The organism is Cryomorphaceae bacterium (genome assembly GCA_017798125.1).
Lineage (GTDB): Bacteria > Bacteroidota > Bacteroidia > Flavobacteriales > ECT2AJA-044 > ECT2AJA-044.
This window is the reverse complement of sequence record CP059070.1, coordinates 1,978,088-1,992,805: the sequence shown is the minus strand read 5'-3', so window position 1 is coordinate 1,992,805 and position 14,718 is coordinate 1,978,088. Positions and strand designations below refer to the sequence as shown.

General features: G+C 49.6%; 15 protein-coding genes. 5 read left to right on the top strand and 10 right to left on the bottom strand.

Annotation, left to right across the window (positions count from 1 at the left end):
- Positions 1-39: 39 nt before the first annotated feature.
- From HZ996_08750 to HZ996_08740, 3 genes are all read right to left on the bottom strand, one after another.
- Positions 40-354 (bottom strand): DUF202 domain-containing protein, encoded by a 315-nt coding sequence (locus tag HZ996_08750; protein QTN39224.1) that lies wholly within the window; start codon positions 352-354, stop codon positions 40-42.
- Entirely contained in the window at positions 347-2,077 is a 1,731-nt protein-coding gene (locus HZ996_08745; GenBank protein ID QTN39223.1) for a solute carrier family 26 protein, read from the bottom strand. The genes HZ996_08750 and HZ996_08745 overlap by 8 nt, the downstream gene beginning before the upstream one ends.
- A gap of 66 nt (positions 2,078-2,143) precedes the next feature.
- Complete coding sequence (locus HZ996_08740; protein ID QTN39222.1) at positions 2,144-2,776, bottom strand: Crp/Fnr family transcriptional regulator; 633 nt, start codon at positions 2,774-2,776, stop codon at positions 2,144-2,146.
- A gap of 45 nt (positions 2,777-2,821) precedes the next feature.
- Here HZ996_08740 and HZ996_08735 point away from each other — a divergent pair, with 45 nt between their 5' ends.
- Together HZ996_08735 and HZ996_08730 are read left to right on the top strand one after the other, a co-directional pair.
- Positions 2,822-3,229: a hypothetical protein gene (locus HZ996_08735; GenBank protein ID QTN39221.1), complete on the top strand. Its 408-nt coding sequence runs from the start codon at positions 2,822-2,824 to the stop codon at positions 3,227-3,229.
- A 138-nt stretch (positions 3,230-3,367) separates the two neighbouring features.
- Positions 3,368-3,850: a DNA starvation/stationary phase protection protein gene (locus tag HZ996_08730; protein QTN39220.1), complete on the top strand. Its 483-nt coding sequence runs from the start codon at positions 3,368-3,370 to the stop codon at positions 3,848-3,850.
- 16 nt (positions 3,851-3,866) lie between these two features.
- Here HZ996_08730 and HZ996_08725 read toward each other — a convergent pair whose 3' ends face one another.
- Positions 3,867-5,336, bottom strand: a complete 1,470-nt coding sequence (locus tag HZ996_08725; protein QTN39219.1) for an oligosaccharide flippase family protein — start codon at positions 5,334-5,336, stop codon at positions 3,867-3,869.
- Positions 5,337-5,355: 19 nt separating this feature from the next.
- Here HZ996_08725 and HZ996_08720 point away from each other — a divergent pair, with 19 nt between their 5' ends.
- A complete protein-coding gene (locus HZ996_08720) occupies positions 5,356-6,396 on the top strand; it encodes a sulfotransferase (protein ID QTN39218.1) in 1,041 nt (346 codons plus the stop codon).
- On the opposite strand, the gene pdeM is transcribed toward HZ996_08720, so the two are convergent.
- Genes pdeM through HZ996_08695 form a run of 5 tightly spaced genes read right to left on the bottom strand, consistent with a single transcriptional unit; the run spans position 6,356 to position 12,775 of the window.
- Positions 6,356-7,027: a ligase-associated DNA damage response endonuclease PdeM gene (pdeM, locus tag HZ996_08715; protein ID QTN39217.1), complete on the bottom strand. Its 672-nt coding sequence runs from the start codon at positions 7,025-7,027 to the stop codon at positions 6,356-6,358. The two genes, HZ996_08720 and pdeM, sit on opposite strands and share 41 nt — an antisense overlap.
- Entirely contained in the window at positions 7,024-9,486 is a 2,463-nt protein-coding gene (locus HZ996_08710; GenBank protein QTN39216.1) for a ligase-associated DNA damage response DEXH box helicase, read from the bottom strand. Before HZ996_08710 ends, pdeM begins: the two co-directional genes overlap by 4 nt.
- Positions 9,483-11,075 (bottom strand): ATP-dependent DNA ligase, encoded by a 1,593-nt coding sequence (locus HZ996_08705; protein ID QTN39215.1) that lies wholly within the window; start codon positions 11,073-11,075, stop codon positions 9,483-9,485. Before HZ996_08705 ends, HZ996_08710 begins: the two co-directional genes overlap by 4 nt.
- Entirely contained in the window at positions 11,072-12,103 is a 1,032-nt protein-coding gene (locus HZ996_08700; GenBank protein QTN39214.1) for a ligase-associated DNA damage response exonuclease, read from the bottom strand. Before HZ996_08700 ends, HZ996_08705 begins: the two co-directional genes overlap by 4 nt.
- Positions 12,104-12,139: 36 nt before the next feature.
- A complete protein-coding gene (locus tag HZ996_08695) occupies positions 12,140-12,775 on the bottom strand; it encodes a TetR/AcrR family transcriptional regulator (protein ID QTN39213.1) in 636 nt (211 codons plus the stop codon).
- A gap of 159 nt (positions 12,776-12,934) precedes the next feature.
- Here HZ996_08695 and HZ996_08690 point away from each other — a divergent pair, with 159 nt between their 5' ends.
- Together HZ996_08690 and HZ996_08685 are read left to right on the top strand one after the other, a co-directional pair.
- Complete coding sequence (locus HZ996_08690) at positions 12,935-13,354, top strand: (4Fe-4S)-binding protein (protein QTN39212.1); 420 nt, start codon at positions 12,935-12,937, stop codon at positions 13,352-13,354.
- Positions 13,354-13,776, top strand: a complete 423-nt coding sequence (locus tag HZ996_08685; GenBank protein ID QTN39211.1) for a DUF1801 domain-containing protein — start codon at positions 13,354-13,356, stop codon at positions 13,774-13,776. Before HZ996_08690 ends, HZ996_08685 begins: the two co-directional genes overlap by 1 nt.
- On the opposite strand, the gene HZ996_08680 is transcribed toward HZ996_08685, so the two are convergent.
- Positions 13,777-14,718 (bottom strand): hypothetical protein, encoded by a 942-nt coding sequence (locus HZ996_08680; GenBank protein QTN39210.1) that lies wholly within the window; start codon positions 14,716-14,718, stop codon positions 13,777-13,779.

The following is a 14,718-nucleotide window of genomic DNA, read 5'->3' as shown; positions in this document are numbered from 1 at the left end:
GATGATTATCATACCTGAACGTGATGAATGTTACGATGTTCAGGAGTCTTCTTCGGCGAGTTTTTCCGCCGCTTCTTCGCTAATGCGATAGGCACGAAGGATCTTTCTTCGCATCAAAAGGTAATTGATCAGTCCAATGAGCATCACGCCAACGCCCAAGGCCCACATGACTGCGGTCAACCACTTGAGGTCTTCTAACATGGGAACTCTGTCCACGGCCACGGCAGTGACGAAGAGGTACAAGCCGCTTCTAAAAAAGGACAATAACGTGCGTTGGTTGGCTAAACGTGTTCGGTCAATGGCCAAGTAGTCCCTTAGGATTAAATCATCGCGTACAGGTGGATTCTTAGGCATTTTCGTCGGTGTTGGTTTGCATGACGACTTCTGCAGATACTCGATCTTGCTCTCCGCGGTAGTGGTTTACCGCATCACGTAAATCAAAGAAAAAGTTCTCCTTTCCAATTTGATCCACCAAACCCGAACGATGAACGACATCCCGCAATGGACCTTTTAGGCCGCAAATGTAGAATTGAATACCTCGTTCTCGATAGCTTTCAGCCATGTCATGCAAGGTGTGCACTCCGGTGGAATCCAACCCGTTGATGGGTTTAGCATTGAGGATGACCACCTTCAGGGTATTCGATTTCTCTCGTTCCCATCGCGTCAACCGATCAAGAAAGTAATTGGTGTTTGCAAAGAAAAGACGGGCGTCTAATCGCACAATCAGCATTTCCGGGTCGTCCTCCACTTCAGAATAACGTTCAATGTTGCGAAACTTCTGCGTACCCGGTAACTGGCCTTCACGAGCCATATGTGGATAAGCTACACGGTGAATCACAACCCCGAGGCTCAACAGAACACCAATTCCAATTCCCTCTTCAATACCCAGGACCAAGGTTGCTCCAAAGGTCACCGCCAACATCGCAAAGTCGCGCTTGTCCGTCCGCCACAAGTACCGGGCCTCTTTAAAATCAATCAGACCAAAGACGGCGACCATAATGATGCTTGCGAGGATGGCTTTGGGCAAGTAGTAAAAAAGAGGCGTAAGGAACAGCAAGGTCAGAATGATGAGAACGGCGCTGATGATACTGGCTAAGCCTGTACGCGCACCTGCCTGATCATTTACCGCGGTACGGGAAAATCCACCCGTTGTTGGAAAAGCCTGGAAAAGCGCACCTCCAATATTGGCCAAACCGAGGCCAATGAGCTCCTGGTTTGGAACTACTTCATAATCCTTGTGTTTGGCCTGAATGGCCTTGGCTACGGCAATCGATTCCATGAACCCGACCAGTGCAATGGTCAGCGCGATAGGCATGAGTTGGTTTATGGCCGCCCAATCCATCGCCATAAGTTGAATGTCCGGTAATCCGCTCGGCACTTCTCGGACGATCTTCATCCCTCCCTGATCCCATTTGAACAGGGACACCAGGCCAATTCCAAGGGATACGACCACGAGTGGACCAGGAATGCGTCGATTGATTCTCTTTAAGCCAATCATCAGCCCAATCGCTACGACGCCCAGAAGAAGTGTGGGCACGTGCACGTGCTGAATGTTCTGACCAGCATTGATCAGTATTTCATGAATATAGTTGCTACGAGGAATGTCAATGCCCAGTAGGTGCTTGAGTTGGCTCAAGCCAATAATTAATGCAGCGGCACTCGTGAAACCTGAAATGACGGGATGAGATAAGAAATTGACCAGAAAACCCAAACGAAACAATCCCAGGGAAAACTGAAGCACCCCAACCATAAAGGCCAGCAAAATCGCCAATCCGATGAATTCATCGCTACCCACAGGCGCAATAGCTCCTACCCCGGATGAAATAAGAAGGGCTACCATAGCCACCGGACCCACCGCCAGTTGACGGCTTGTTCCAAAAATCGCGTAGAGGATCAGTGGGATAGTTGATGCGTAAAGTCCGTAGATTGGTGGTAGACCAGCCAACATGGAATACGCCATCCCCTGAGGAATGAGCATTACTCCCACGGTTAAGCCTGCTGAGATGTCACCGCGCAAGTCTTCCCGCTTGTAGCGAGGCAACCATTCGAGTATGGGAATAAAGGACTTGGGGTTCATAGCGACGCTAATTTACGGCAAAGGTAGAACTCGCGGACGCCTGAACTCAGTAACCAAAGTCACGGCTTAAATAGACAGGAGCTCAATTCGATTGCGCCCAAGCAGCACCATGCCGTCCTTTTCCATCTTTTTCAAGAGGCGTGAGATCACCTCCCGCGAGGTATTTAGCTCATAGGCCACCTCTTGATGCGACAGCTTTAAAACCTTTGTTTCCAATACCTTAGCGTTTTTCTGCAGATATTGAATCAAACGTTCATCCATTCGATGAAAGGCAATACTATCCAAGGTCTTCAGCAACTCTTCAAAACGATCTTGATAGGTTTCAATCACAAAGCGATACCACGATTTAAACCTACTCATCCATTCCGGCATCAAGGTGACGGGAACGGAAATAAACTCTGTATCCTCCATGGCAACAGCCTTCACCTGCGAGGTTTGGTCGTGAAGCGTGCAAGCGAAGCTCATGGCGCAACCTTCTCCGGGTTCCAAATAGTACAAGAAAAGCTCGTGCCCATCATCGTCTTCTCGGAATACCTTCACACGGCCCGATGTAATCAAGGGAATCGCCTTGACATATTGGCCCATTTCCATTAGCGTCGTTCCGGCAGGAATCTGCCGAACGGTGCATTCATTCCTTAACTGCTCGCGCAGCTCTTCGTCGTTCAGGGTCGGAAAGATCTCTTCAATCTCGTTGCTCATGTTGCAATAATATTCGAATTTTCTCTAAAATCTGAAGCCTTGGATATGAAGCTACTAACCACACTCCTACTTTTTATGTTTTGCGCCTACGGCGCGATGGCCCAGCAGCCTCCTCGTGAATTCGAACTCGAGGAAGGCGACACTACCTACATCATGAAAAGCTACGTCCTTTGCCTGCTGAAAGCCGGGCCGAATCGCGATCATGATTCCGCCACGGCCGCCACTTTACAAGAAGGTCACCTCGCCCATTTCAATCGCCTCGCCGAGGAAGGAAAGATTGCCATGGTGGGCCCCATGGGAGACGACACCGACCTCCGAGGCATAATCATTTTTGACGTTGGAACAGTTGAGGAAGCACGCGAACTAGAATCCATGGACCCCATGATTCAGGCCGGAAGACTCGTCATGGAGCTTCACCCCTGGTGGACCGCCAAAGGGAGTTGCCTACCTTGAGTTAATAGAAGAAGCTATATTGAGATTACCTATACTTGATTGGATATCATAATGATTTTTCTATGGCACAACCCCAAAGAATCACGACCTTCGTAGAGCGTTAAAACTGAATCCATAATCTTTAAAACACGATATGTGATGAATACATCAACCAGCAACCGTCTCGGCTTTAACTCTGAAGAAAGCAATGCCATTATTGGCGGCCTAAATGCCGTACTCGCGAACTATCAAATGCACTACCAAAAGCTTCGCAACTTTCACTGGAACGTTGTTGGCGATGATTTTTTCGACTTGCATGAGAACTTCGAAGTGTACTACACCAAAGCGGTTGAGCACATTGATGAAATCGCAGAACGTATTCGCATTTTTGGCGGTACGCCACTGAGCAATTTCAGTGATTATCTGGAGCACGCAAGCATTGCCGAGGCATCACCAAATACGGAATCACGAGAAATGGCCAGTGAGATCTTGGCTGATTTCGAAGAAATGCTCGGCTACTTTGTGGAAGCCACGGAAATCGCGGCAAACAACGGAGACACGGGTACCGTTACCCTCCTTCAGGAATATACCAAGGACATGGAAAAGGATCACTGGATGCTTCGTTCTTGGCTAGGCAAATAAGCCCACTCCCACAAAATCATTTTAAGGTCAGCCAATCGCGGTTGGCCTTTTTTTGATACCAGTACATGAAGATTCCAATGGCTGAGAGCCCAAATATGGCCGCTCGGATAAACGTATCCAGCAAGATCTGATCTGTAGGGCTCCAACGGGGTAAAAGGAACCAACTCAGGAAAAGCCAAACGGCCAGTATGAGCTGCTGCGGGCGAAAAGGCATCATGCCGTAGGCAAAAAACAAAGTGCTACTAATCAAGGTGTTGAACAGCAGGAATGCTCCGGCGCTCCCCCATGCCGCTCCTTCAACTCCTCGGCCGGCCCCGAGCTCTTCAAAAACGGGGATCAACCAAAGGTCCAAACCGATCAGAGTACCCATGAATATCAAAGAATAGAGCGTTTCGAATCGAAATAATGGAGAGTTGCGCAGTATACCCCTATTGATGCTGGTAATCATTTCTACCAAGCGGCCCAGTCCGAAAATACTGAAGACCAAACCTACACCCGCGTACTCCGGTCCTAAATACGCGTTAAACCAAGGCAAGCACAGGGAAAGACCGACGAATATAGTCCCGCTCCAAAAAAGGAGTCCATTCGCGGTTTCTCCGTATAATTTTTGAATCGACGCTTTGTCCTTGTCCTGCCACCAGCGGGCCACTCTTGGAAAAGCCACCTTTTGCAAGGCGCGATAGGGAATCATCATGAAACCTACGAGATAGGTTGCAATCGAATACACCGCTACGGCCTCCAGCCCTACCAAGGCCCCCAGGAATAGGACGTCAATGGTCAACGTAATGAAGTTACTGGCCCTCGATAAGACGTTATAGGCGGAAAAACGCAAGTAGACTTTCCAGGGAATGGCACTTTCCTCCTCTTGATCACGCGACACCGTCTTTCGGGGCCACAGTGCTGCACCAAGGGCCAAGGCGGTGATCATCGGGATCCAGGCGTAGTACCCAACAAAAACTTCGAAAGACACCCAATCAAACAAATACGCGGAGATGCCTATCGTGATCAGCAAGCGCAATCCCACTTCCTTCAGCCCTGTTTCCAAAACAGATCGCTGCGCAGACTGCGCCCATGCGGCTAGCAGTTGAAAAACGGCCAATCCTAAGGCCAAGGGTACAGCCCAATATGCGTAGGTTGCAAACAAGGCAGATTTCTCCACGTAGAAGGCAATGAATGGCTTTTGAAACACCCAGAGCAGCAATACTGAAATCAACGCGCCAAAAGCCAAAATACTGGCCGAAGCCAATCGAAGATTTCGAAGCACAGGAGGTGCATCGGCCCGATAGAATCGAATGACCAGGGGATTGGTTCCAAAAACCATGAACTGAGCCAATAGGGTTCCCGATTGAAAAAGAACGCGCGTTAAACCGAGCTCTTCGGGCGAGAAGAAACCCGCCATTAGGACCACCTGATTGACAAAGCCCAAGCCCGCCCCTGCAAAGGACAGAGCGGTATTCACCAGATTCGCATTACGGGTAAGGGCCAATTCTCTACTTTTGGATTTCGTGGGTGAAGATAGACAACAACTGATACTTCTGGGCAACTCGCCAAGTTCGGGCAGCACGCTACTGGCCGATCTTCTCGACAGCGCTCCTTTCGCGGCATGCGGCCCTGAATTGGAGTTGTTTTGCAATCGAGAGCTTTACGACTTCAGCCGATTTCAGCGCAACCCCAAACGCACCAGCAATATTGCCACACTGAAGGCCACCGGAATCCACACGCGATACGACCATCTTCCGGGTTATGGATTGTCCCACACCGAGTTCAACAATAGCTTTAAAGAGGCACCCGATTTGAACGCCTGGATTCAGGATTTTGCCCGCGGCTTTCTAGCCTTTCGGAAGAAGCCTAAAAACGGGATGGTCTTCGAGAAAACGCCTCAAAACGCGAACGCCATTGATCTTTGGCTCGATACTCATCCGGATCATCACTTCATCTATACGGTTCGCCACCCCTTGTATGTCCTCGATAGCCTGCTTCGCCGCGGATGGGGGCCGTATACTGCATCTGCCACATGGCTGGTAAACGTTGCCCTGTATTGGAATTTCCGGGAACATCCCCGAGTACACCTTGTCAAATATGAAGATCTGGTTGGCGATCCTTTTCCAAGGGTAAGCGCATTACTGAACATGCTTTGTAGTCCTCATCATATAACAGCAGAAGATCTGCGCAAATCTTACGAGGAAAATCCGTACCGAAAGCAAGTCAAAAGAATATCCACTTGGTCCACCGGAGACGATAAAAGCGTTCAAAACGCCAACAACCGAAAAGTGAGCAACAAGGCTCAGGATCTCTTTGAGGGGTCCTTAAACACCCTAATAGATCCTCGTTTTGCGTCCGTTTACGGAATACCTGAACTATCCATGCGTGAAGCCTTGGACTTCTTCGATTACTCGGCAGAAAAAACAGAAGGAGAATATGTTCAAGCATCAGTTTCAATTAATGATGCTAAAAAACTATGGATGAAGTCTTTAAGATACTTACTTCGAGGAGAGTCATGGAGGGTCAGCCAAGCCCATCATCGAGCGGTGATTCAGAAGAAATAAGCCAAATTTCATCTTCCAAACACACCCCAATTGTATCTGATTTCTGGGGTTCAATGACGTAGGTACCCGTGAATTCTCCAAAGGCGGGAAGCACCCCTAGCATATCGCCGAAATGAAAGCACGGCCTCTTTAATCGTTGCCTGCCTTTTCCTTGCAGCCTTACGGCAGGATGAATGTGCCCAGCCAGTACATACCTTCCATCTATTGATTGAGGCTCATGCACAAATGTAAACGGGCCCTCCTCCCATTCATAAACAGACTCCCACCCCAGCTTTTCAAGAAGTGGTTCATGGTGTCGGTCGTGGTTTCCAATAACGACTACAAAACGAATCTCTGGGTGGCGCGCGAGCAAATCCATGACATCTTGGGTCTCCTCATTGGAGGCTGAATGAAAGAGGTCACCCAGCACAAAGACTGTCTCAGGTTGATACTTGACGATCAACCATTCCAGACGTTTTATAGTCTCTAGCTTAGCTGAGGACGGCACATACAGCCCGTTTCTTCGGAAATGCGTCACCTTGCCAAAATGAGTATCGCTGAGCACGAGAGCGTGACGACCCGCCCACCAAACAGCCTTTTCTGGAAGTAATTCCAATAACTCACCTCGAATTTCAACGGTAGCGGTTCTCATGCGAATTGTACCTGCATTTTTTTGATGCGATCTTCCAACGTCTCGGAAGATATGCTTTCCCTCAATCGATCAACCATCAAATGAAAGGCAAAAGGGCTGGGCTTTTCGGGATTTCGAATCAGCCACTCTTGGCCCGCAATGCGCTCCAAGGCCTCATGAAGTCGGGCTTCTTCCAACTGAAACTGGAACACCTCATCAAAGGCTTGACGCAACAATAAGTTGTCCGGCTCGTAGTCCTCAAAGACCTTGAAAAACAACTTGGTACTGCTCTGAAGATGTTTGAGCTTCACGGGCTGACCGGGATAACCCTGCCAAACCAAACCCGCAATTTGAGCCACGTCACGGAACTGCCGCGTGGCCAGTTCAGAGCTATTCAAACTGGCCTGAAGATCCTGACTAAGGCCTCGACTCGTAAAGAGGTCATTGTCCAAAATATCTTGAATGGGAATAGGCCGATCACTCAGCAATTCAAAGCCGTAATCGCTGTAGGCCATGGAAAAACTGATGGGCTCAAGCAATCCAATTCGATAGGCCAATAATGCAGCCATAGCTTCATGGACCATACGCCCTTCAAAAGGATATACACTCAAATGGTGGCCGTCCCGTGTTTCAAAGTGCTCAATGAGTAATTGATCTTCTCTAGGGACCGCGGACCGATGGGCTTGAAAAGCAATGAGGGGCTGAAGCGTCTCTAATTCAATATCCAACTCACCCCCTGAAATCGCCTTGGTCAGTTGCTTCCTGAGCACCTCGGACATCTGACTGCTCAAGGGCATCCTCCCTCCCATATAGGAAAGCACCTTGGCCTTTTTCTTCTTGGACAGCTTGACCTCAGCAGTCATGCCATCAATACGAATAAGCTCTAATGTCCGCCCCCCGAAGTGAAAGGCATCACCTGGATTCAACTTCCCGATAGACCACTCCTCTATGGACCCTATGCGAGGGCCCCGCTTGAATTTAACCGTCAAATTTGCACTGCTCACAATGGTGCCGATGGACATTCGATGCCGCATGGCGGTTCTGCGGCTTCGTACCACGTAACGTCCGTCCTCAATTTCCACCTTCTTGAATTCGCTGTAGCTATTCAGAGACTCCCCACCCGACGTGATAAAACGAAGTATCCAAGACCATTCCTCCTGATCCATACTGTTGTAGCAATGCGTGGCCTTGACTTCCCTGTAGATCTCCTGCGGATCAAAGCCCTCGGATACCGCCAATGTGATCAGGTATTGGGTCAAAACATCAAAACACCGGATATAAGGCGTTCGCTGCTCAATGAGCTGATGTTGCATCGCAAAACGCAACGCACTGGCTTCGATAAGCTCCAGCGAATTCGTAGGGACAAAATAAATATGGCTTGTTGCTCCAGGTCGGTGCCCGCTCCTTCCTGCGCGTTGCAGAAAACGTCCGACTCCCTTGGGTGACCCGATCTGCACAATAGTCTCCACGGGTCTAAAATCAACCCCTAAGTCCAAACTTGACGTGCAGACGACTGCCTTTAGCCGCTCTTCGTGAATGGCATCCTCCACCCAATGCCTCAAGTGTTTATCGATAGAGCCATGGTGCATGGCCATGAGCCCGGCAAGCTCTGGCTTGACGGCCAAGAGGCGTTGATACCAAATCTCGGCTTGAGCGCGGGTATTGGTAAAGATTAACGTGCTTTTGCTCTTCTCGATGATCGGCACCACTTTTTCGAGCAGTCGGATGCCTAAATGTCCAGACCAGGGGAATTCCTCAATCTCATCGGGCAGTACAGATTCCACTTCTATCTTCTTCTCAACGGGGGCCACGACTACCGTTCGTTTCCGCTCTTTACCGGGTGGGGTTTCACCGAGAAAGACCTCAAGGGATTCCGAACGATTCCCGATGGTTGCACTAATGGCCCAAGTCCGTACATCGGGCCGTAGGCCCCGAATCCGTGAAAGAGCGAGCTCCACCAGTACTCCGCGCTTGCTGCCAATGAGCTCATGCCATTCATCGACCACCACGGCTTTAAGAGGCTTCAATCGTCGCGGGTAGTCTTTTTGGGCCAGGAGCAGGTGCATGCTTTCCGGCGTGGTAATGAGCACTTCAGGTAGGCGTCTACTCTGCTTTGCGCGTTCCTTTTGAGAAGTGTCGCCCGTTCGAACACCTACCTCCCACTCAAACCCCAGCTGCTCCAATGCCCTGGAAGTCGCGGATTGAATCTCCTTAGACAAGGCGCGGATGGGAGAAATCCAGATCAATTGCAGGCCTTTTTTAGCTTTCTTGGCATTTGCGGGGTCATCCCGCAGAGCTTGAAGGAGGACCGCCATAAAAAGGGCGTAGGTTTTGCCACTGCCCGTAGGCGCGTTGAGCAAGCCGTGATAACCATCTAAATAGCTTTGCCAGACCTCTTGTTGAAAGGGAAAGGAGGACCACCCTTGAGCTTCGAAGAACCCTTTTTCAACCAAGCTAAAATCGTGCACAACTCCGCTCATGACTCGTAGAGTTTGAGCAGTGCTTGAAGATCCGCAAGGGTATTGACCTCTTCCGACGGCTTGTCTTTCCGCCAACGGTGTATTCGCGGGAAGCGCAGGGCAATGCCCGATTTATGTCGCGAGCTCCGCGCAATCCCTTCAAAGGCAATCTCCATAACCAGTTCCGGTTCTACAGATCGAACAGGCCCGAATCGTTCTAGCGTGTTCTTCTTGACAAAGCGATCCACTTCTTTGAGCTCGGCATCTGTTAGCCCAGAATAGGCCTTTGTAAACGGGACTAAACGGTCTCCATCCCGAACGGCAAAGGTGTAGTCGGTATATAGATTTGCTCGACGGCCGTGGCCGCGCATGGCGTAGATCAAAACCGCGTCAATGGTCAGGGGATCCATTTTCCACTTCCACCAGTCCCCTCTTTTACGTCCAACCTGATAGATGGAATCCGCCCGCTTCAGCATCAACCCTTCAGCTTTGTGCGCTCTGGCTCCTTCTCGCTCCTCAGCCAAGACGTTCCAATCCTGAAAGGGAACACGTTCGCTTAAGAGAAGGACAGGATGCTCCAATTGGGTGACGAGATTTTCAAGCTGCTTTCTGCGCTCCTCAAATGGTATCTGCCGCCAGTCGTGCCCTTCCCATTCTAAAAGATCATAGGCAATGAGCTTGACAGGAGCATCAGCCAGTGATTTTGGACCGACTCTTTTTCTCCCAATTCTCTTTTGAAGGAGATTGAAAGGCAAGGCCTGTTGGCCATCATGGGCCATGATTTCGCCATCCAGGACGGTGCCTTCAGGGAGTGCTTGACCTAAGGCAAGGAGTTCTGGATACTGATCGGTAACTAATTCTTCTCCACGGCTCCAAACAAAGACTTCTTCCTTGCGACGGATCAGCTGTCCGCGAATACCGTCCCATTTTCGCTCGGCAATCCACTCTGAAGCCGATCCTAAACTATTTGGTTCTTCTTCCAAAGGATAGGCGAGATAGAAAGGATAAGGCAAACTCAGATCATCTCCCAAGCGATCTGCTTCGATCAAATCGTGATAGGTCGTGGTTGAAGGCGTCCAATTACCCATTAGGCGATGTGCTAAGACTGCTTCTTCCTTTCCTGTGAACTTGGCTAGAGCGCGGGTCATCAACTTTTGAGAAACACCGATTCGAAAGCCTCCCGTAATCAGTTTGTGGAAGGCGAATTTTTCAGGCCGCTCCAATTGGTCCCAGGCTTTCATCAGAGATTCCTTTTTCCCTTCATCGTCGAGCCCCCTAAGATGGTCTAGGTAGCTCATCCAGTAGCTTAAGGAGCGGTCTGTGGGTTGGCTGGGCTCTGGAGCCAATAAAGCACAGGTCTCAGCCAAGTCCCCGACAATGTGGTAGGAATCCTCGAAAAGCCATAGGGGAATCTCGGACGCTTGCGCTGTCCATTCGCGAAGGAGTCTAGTATTGATGGAGCGCTTCGGTTTTTTGCCGGCGAGTAAACCTATGGCCCAAAGCCGATCCTCGTCATCCGTGGATCGAAAGAAATCCACCAAGGCTTCAACCTTGGGGTTAATTCGCGTGGTGGCATCCAGCTGGAGTATCAGGTTGGAAAAAGCTCTCATGCGGACTCCTCCCCTTTAACCGTCCCTTCTCCAATTTCTGCCAATTCCCCTTCGTATTCCGTTCGCACTACGGAAGCATTGTATCCCTTTTCATTTAAATACTGCGCAAATACATCCGTATATCCGTGAGTGACGTAGATATGCTCAGCCCCCGTGCCTTCAATAGCCTCGAGCAAACCGATCCAGTCAGCATGGTCACTGAGCGCAAATCCACGGTCCACGTTTCGTCGGCGTCGTGGACCTCGCAAAGACATCCAGCCACTGGCAATGCCGACTTCAAAAGGACGGAACTGTTTCACCCAAGATGAACCAGCTGCAGAGGGTGGAGCCACTACTAGGGAGCCGGGAAATTGGGACTTGTCGCTATCACGAGTAATCTGTTCGGTTTGGGGCAGCTTGCCAAAACCATCGGCCCGTAGGGCCAAATTGGTATTCTCCACAGCGCCGTGGGTAAAAATCCGACCGATATCTGCATTCACCCCGGTCAATAAGCGTTGTGCTTTTCCCAGCGAGTAGCCCAACAAGAGGCTCACGCGACCTTCTTCGGCGTTTTGCTGCCACCAACGATTGATGTCTTCGAAGATTTGATTTTGAGGGGCCCAGCGGTAAACGGGCAATCCGAAGGTACTTTCCGTAATGAAGTGGTGGCATGAAATAGGCTCGAACGGAGTGGTCGTGTCATCGGGCCCTGTTTTATAGTCTCCTGAAATGACCCAAACTTCTCCTCGATACTCCACTCGTACCTGTGCGCTCCCAATGATATGGCCTGCAGGGTGAAGGCTAATTTTAACCCCGTTGCGGGCGATCACCTCACCGTATTCAACGGTTTGAAGCGAAATATCTTGACCCAGACGCAAACGGAGCACAGAACCGCTTAGATGATGCGCCAAGTAGTGCTTCATGCCCCAACGTGCGTGATCCGCATGTGCATGAGTGACGACGGCGTAATCCACCTTGCGCCACGGATCAATGTAAAAATCACCGGGCGGACAATACAGGCCTTTGGATCTAAATTCTATGAGGGGCACCTCATCAAAACCCCAATCGCGAAGTCATGTTCGCAGTTAAAAGGGTCGTTTGCCGTATTTCCTTTGGAGACTCTGATACTGCTTGGCACCTTTTTCAGTCAAGAAAGGCTCCAATGACTTGAGTCCAAGATAACTGTAGTAATTCAGCGTGTCTTCCAAATTCTCTTTCGTAGCGTACGGGATGTACTGAATAATCCAGGTACTCATGACCAAAAAATTCACATCTCTAGCTCTGAGGCTCTCAGCTGCTTTGACTCCATTTAGAAGCCCTGACTTCCTATACTCCGATACCATGTCCTTAAAACGGCCGTAGTAGTACTCCAATTGAGCTCGATCACGAGCCCGACCTTCCGGATCTGAATGAATCTGTGCCATTTGAAACAGCAGCGACCCACGGTACTTCCATTGCACCTGACAGACTTTAACATGGTAGGCCCAATGGTCGTGGAGACTGGCTCCTTCAAAGGACAATTCTTCGGTTAAGGCCACGGCTTCTTTAACGTACTCTTCGTGAACGCCACTGAGGATATCTCCTTTTCGCGGGAAGTAATACGTAATGTTACCTGGGCTTAGTTTCAGACCGTTCGAGAGATCCTCGATTCTCAATGCAGTTGGACCATTGGCGTTGATTAACTCCAAGGTCTTGTGCAAGATCTTTTCTCTTGTTTTCATTTTCCTAATTATAGCGCGACATTCCAAGGTAAGAAAACTTTACTAGAATCAGAGCTTCAGCTACTTAGGAATGCCTTGACTACCAGTACAAATACGGCGATAATTAGTTCAGTGTACTAATGATTTCTTTGTACATTCCATCTCCTTCAAAATGCGAATATGAACAACCTCAAGAAAGAATATCAAAAAGAAGACCTAACCATTAGCTGGGAACCGGGCAAGTGCATCCACTCCGAAAACTGCTGGAGAGGATTAATCGAGGTATTTAATCCCAAGAAGAAGCCCTGGATCAATGTAGATGGCGCCTCAAAGGACCGAATCATGGCACAAATTGACAAGTGCCCGAGCGGCGCCCTGGGGTACTCTGTGACCGGGCAGGCAGCCGATTCATCGTCTCCATCTGCGCAAGTTACGATTGCGGCCAACGGCCCTTATTTGGTCAATGGGCCCGTGGATTTGATCGATGCATCCGGGAACACCAAAACAGAAACGCGCACAGTTGCTCTATGCCGGTGTGGACATTCGACCAACAAGCCCTATTGCGATGGCTCTCATAAGAAACATGACTTTGTAGGATAATGGCTGAGAACAAGACAAAACCAACCACACAATCCGTAGAGGATTTCTTGAATGCCGTAGAACACCCAACGCGCAAGGCCGACGGCCTGTACCTCTACGAAGCAATGAAGAAAGTTACTGGACTGGAACCCCGGATGTGGGGCCCCACCATCGTGGGCTACGGCGAGTATCACTACAAGTACGATTCCGGCCATGAGGGTGATTCTCTTCGGATTGGTTTTTCACCGCGGAAATCGAGCCTCTCCCTGTACATCATGCCAAACCTTGATGCCTTCCCAGAACTGTTGGAAAAGCTGGGCAAGCACAAAATGGGTCGGGGCTGTCTGTACATCAATAAACTGGCAGATGTAGACTTAGAAGTGCTGGAGGAGTTAATGATTGCGGCCTACGGCCGGATGGAAGAGCTCTATCCAAGCAAATGATCACGGCTCTTCGTTTCGAAGCAGTAGATCCTCGTAGACTTTTTGGGTGAATTGAATCCTACCGGCATCATTCAGGTGATCCTGATCTAGGAACAGTTCGGGATGAAGGGTGTAGGAGGTGTCTGTGCTGTAGTCTAGCCAAGGAACCTCGGTAGATTCGACAACCTCTGTCAGAGGTTTCCAGTAATGTTTGGACAGCCACTTCTCTCCCATCCCTTCATTGTACGAATAGTAATATGGGAGGGTGAGCACAACTGGCTGGTATCCGAGCCTTCTAACTTCCTCTACTAGCTTTGTCAAATAGGCCTTGTTCTTTTGTGGCGGAAGGTACGAGCCCAATTTGCGGTGTCTTTTGACTCGGGCTTTTAAATCAGCTTCGACACGCTCCACGTGCTCTGCATAAACGAGTCCTTCAAATTCCCCGGGATTCAGTGTATCCACGTCCTCCTCGATGTAGCCCAGCATTTGATTGACACTCTCTCGAGCGAAGTCCTGAACCCGTGTGATGACCAAACTCACATCTTGTCGGAAAGAGTAGTCGAGAATCTGATCTGGATCCATGTAGGCGTAAAATTGACTGACAAAAACGCCCGGACGCATCAGCAAGGTGCGATTCTCGTCGGTTCCAAAAACGAAATAGGAAACAGGGATTAACACCCAGGCTTTGGGCGCCAAAGCACCTTGTTCATGGACGTAATTGAACTGCTGAAGGTCGTAGTACAGCGTATTGGCCGATAAGTTGAAGTTAGCTCCTGAACCGGCAATACTTCCGAAGGTGAAGTCATCACCATGCGAAGTACCTAGGGTTATGATGTTGTAAGGTTCCTCCCAGTTCTTCGCTCTGTCTTCTGTTTCTGTTGGCGGCACAAACCAACTAACCACAACAAAGCTCATGGATAAGATTCCAAAGAGAACGATTATTTGACGTGAGAACTTCTTCAT

Bases quoted from the DNA above. Each gene is read 5' to 3' on its own strand.
- HZ996_08750 (QTN39224.1), bottom strand. From the start codon at position 354: ATGCCTAAGAATCCACCTGTACGCGATGATTTAATCCTAAGGGACTAC.
- HZ996_08745 (QTN39223.1), bottom strand. From the start codon at position 2,077: ATGAACCCCAAGTCCTTTATTCCCATACTCGAATGGTTGCCTCGCTAC.
- HZ996_08740 (QTN39222.1), bottom strand. From the start codon at position 2,776: ATGAGCAACGAGATTGAAGAGATCTTTCCGACCCTGAACGACGAAGAG.
- HZ996_08735 (QTN39221.1), top strand. From the start codon at position 2,822: ATGAAGCTACTAACCACACTCCTACTTTTTATGTTTTGCGCCTACGGC.
- HZ996_08730 (QTN39220.1), top strand. From the start codon at position 3,368: ATGAATACATCAACCAGCAACCGTCTCGGCTTTAACTCTGAAGAAAGC.
- pdeM (QTN39217.1), bottom strand. From the start codon at position 7,027: ATGAGAACCGCTACCGTTGAAATTCGAGGTGAGTTATTGGAATTACTT.
- HZ996_08710 (QTN39216.1), bottom strand. From the start codon at position 9,486: ATGAGCGGAGTTGTGCACGATTTTAGCTTGGTTGAAAAAGGGTTCTTC.
- HZ996_08705 (QTN39215.1), bottom strand. From the start codon at position 11,075: ATGAGAGCTTTTTCCAACCTGATACTCCAGCTGGATGCCACCACGCGA.
- HZ996_08695 (QTN39213.1), bottom strand. From the start codon at position 12,775: ATGAAAACAAGAGAAAAGATCTTGCACAAGACCTTGGAGTTAATCAAC.
- HZ996_08690 (QTN39212.1), top strand. From the start codon at position 12,935: ATGAACAACCTCAAGAAAGAATATCAAAAAGAAGACCTAACCATTAGC.
- HZ996_08685 (QTN39211.1), top strand. From the start codon at position 13,354: ATGGCTGAGAACAAGACAAAACCAACCACACAATCCGTAGAGGATTTC.
- HZ996_08680 (QTN39210.1), bottom strand. From the start codon at position 14,718: ATGAAGAAGTTCTCACGTCAAATAATCGTTCTCTTTGGAATCTTATCC.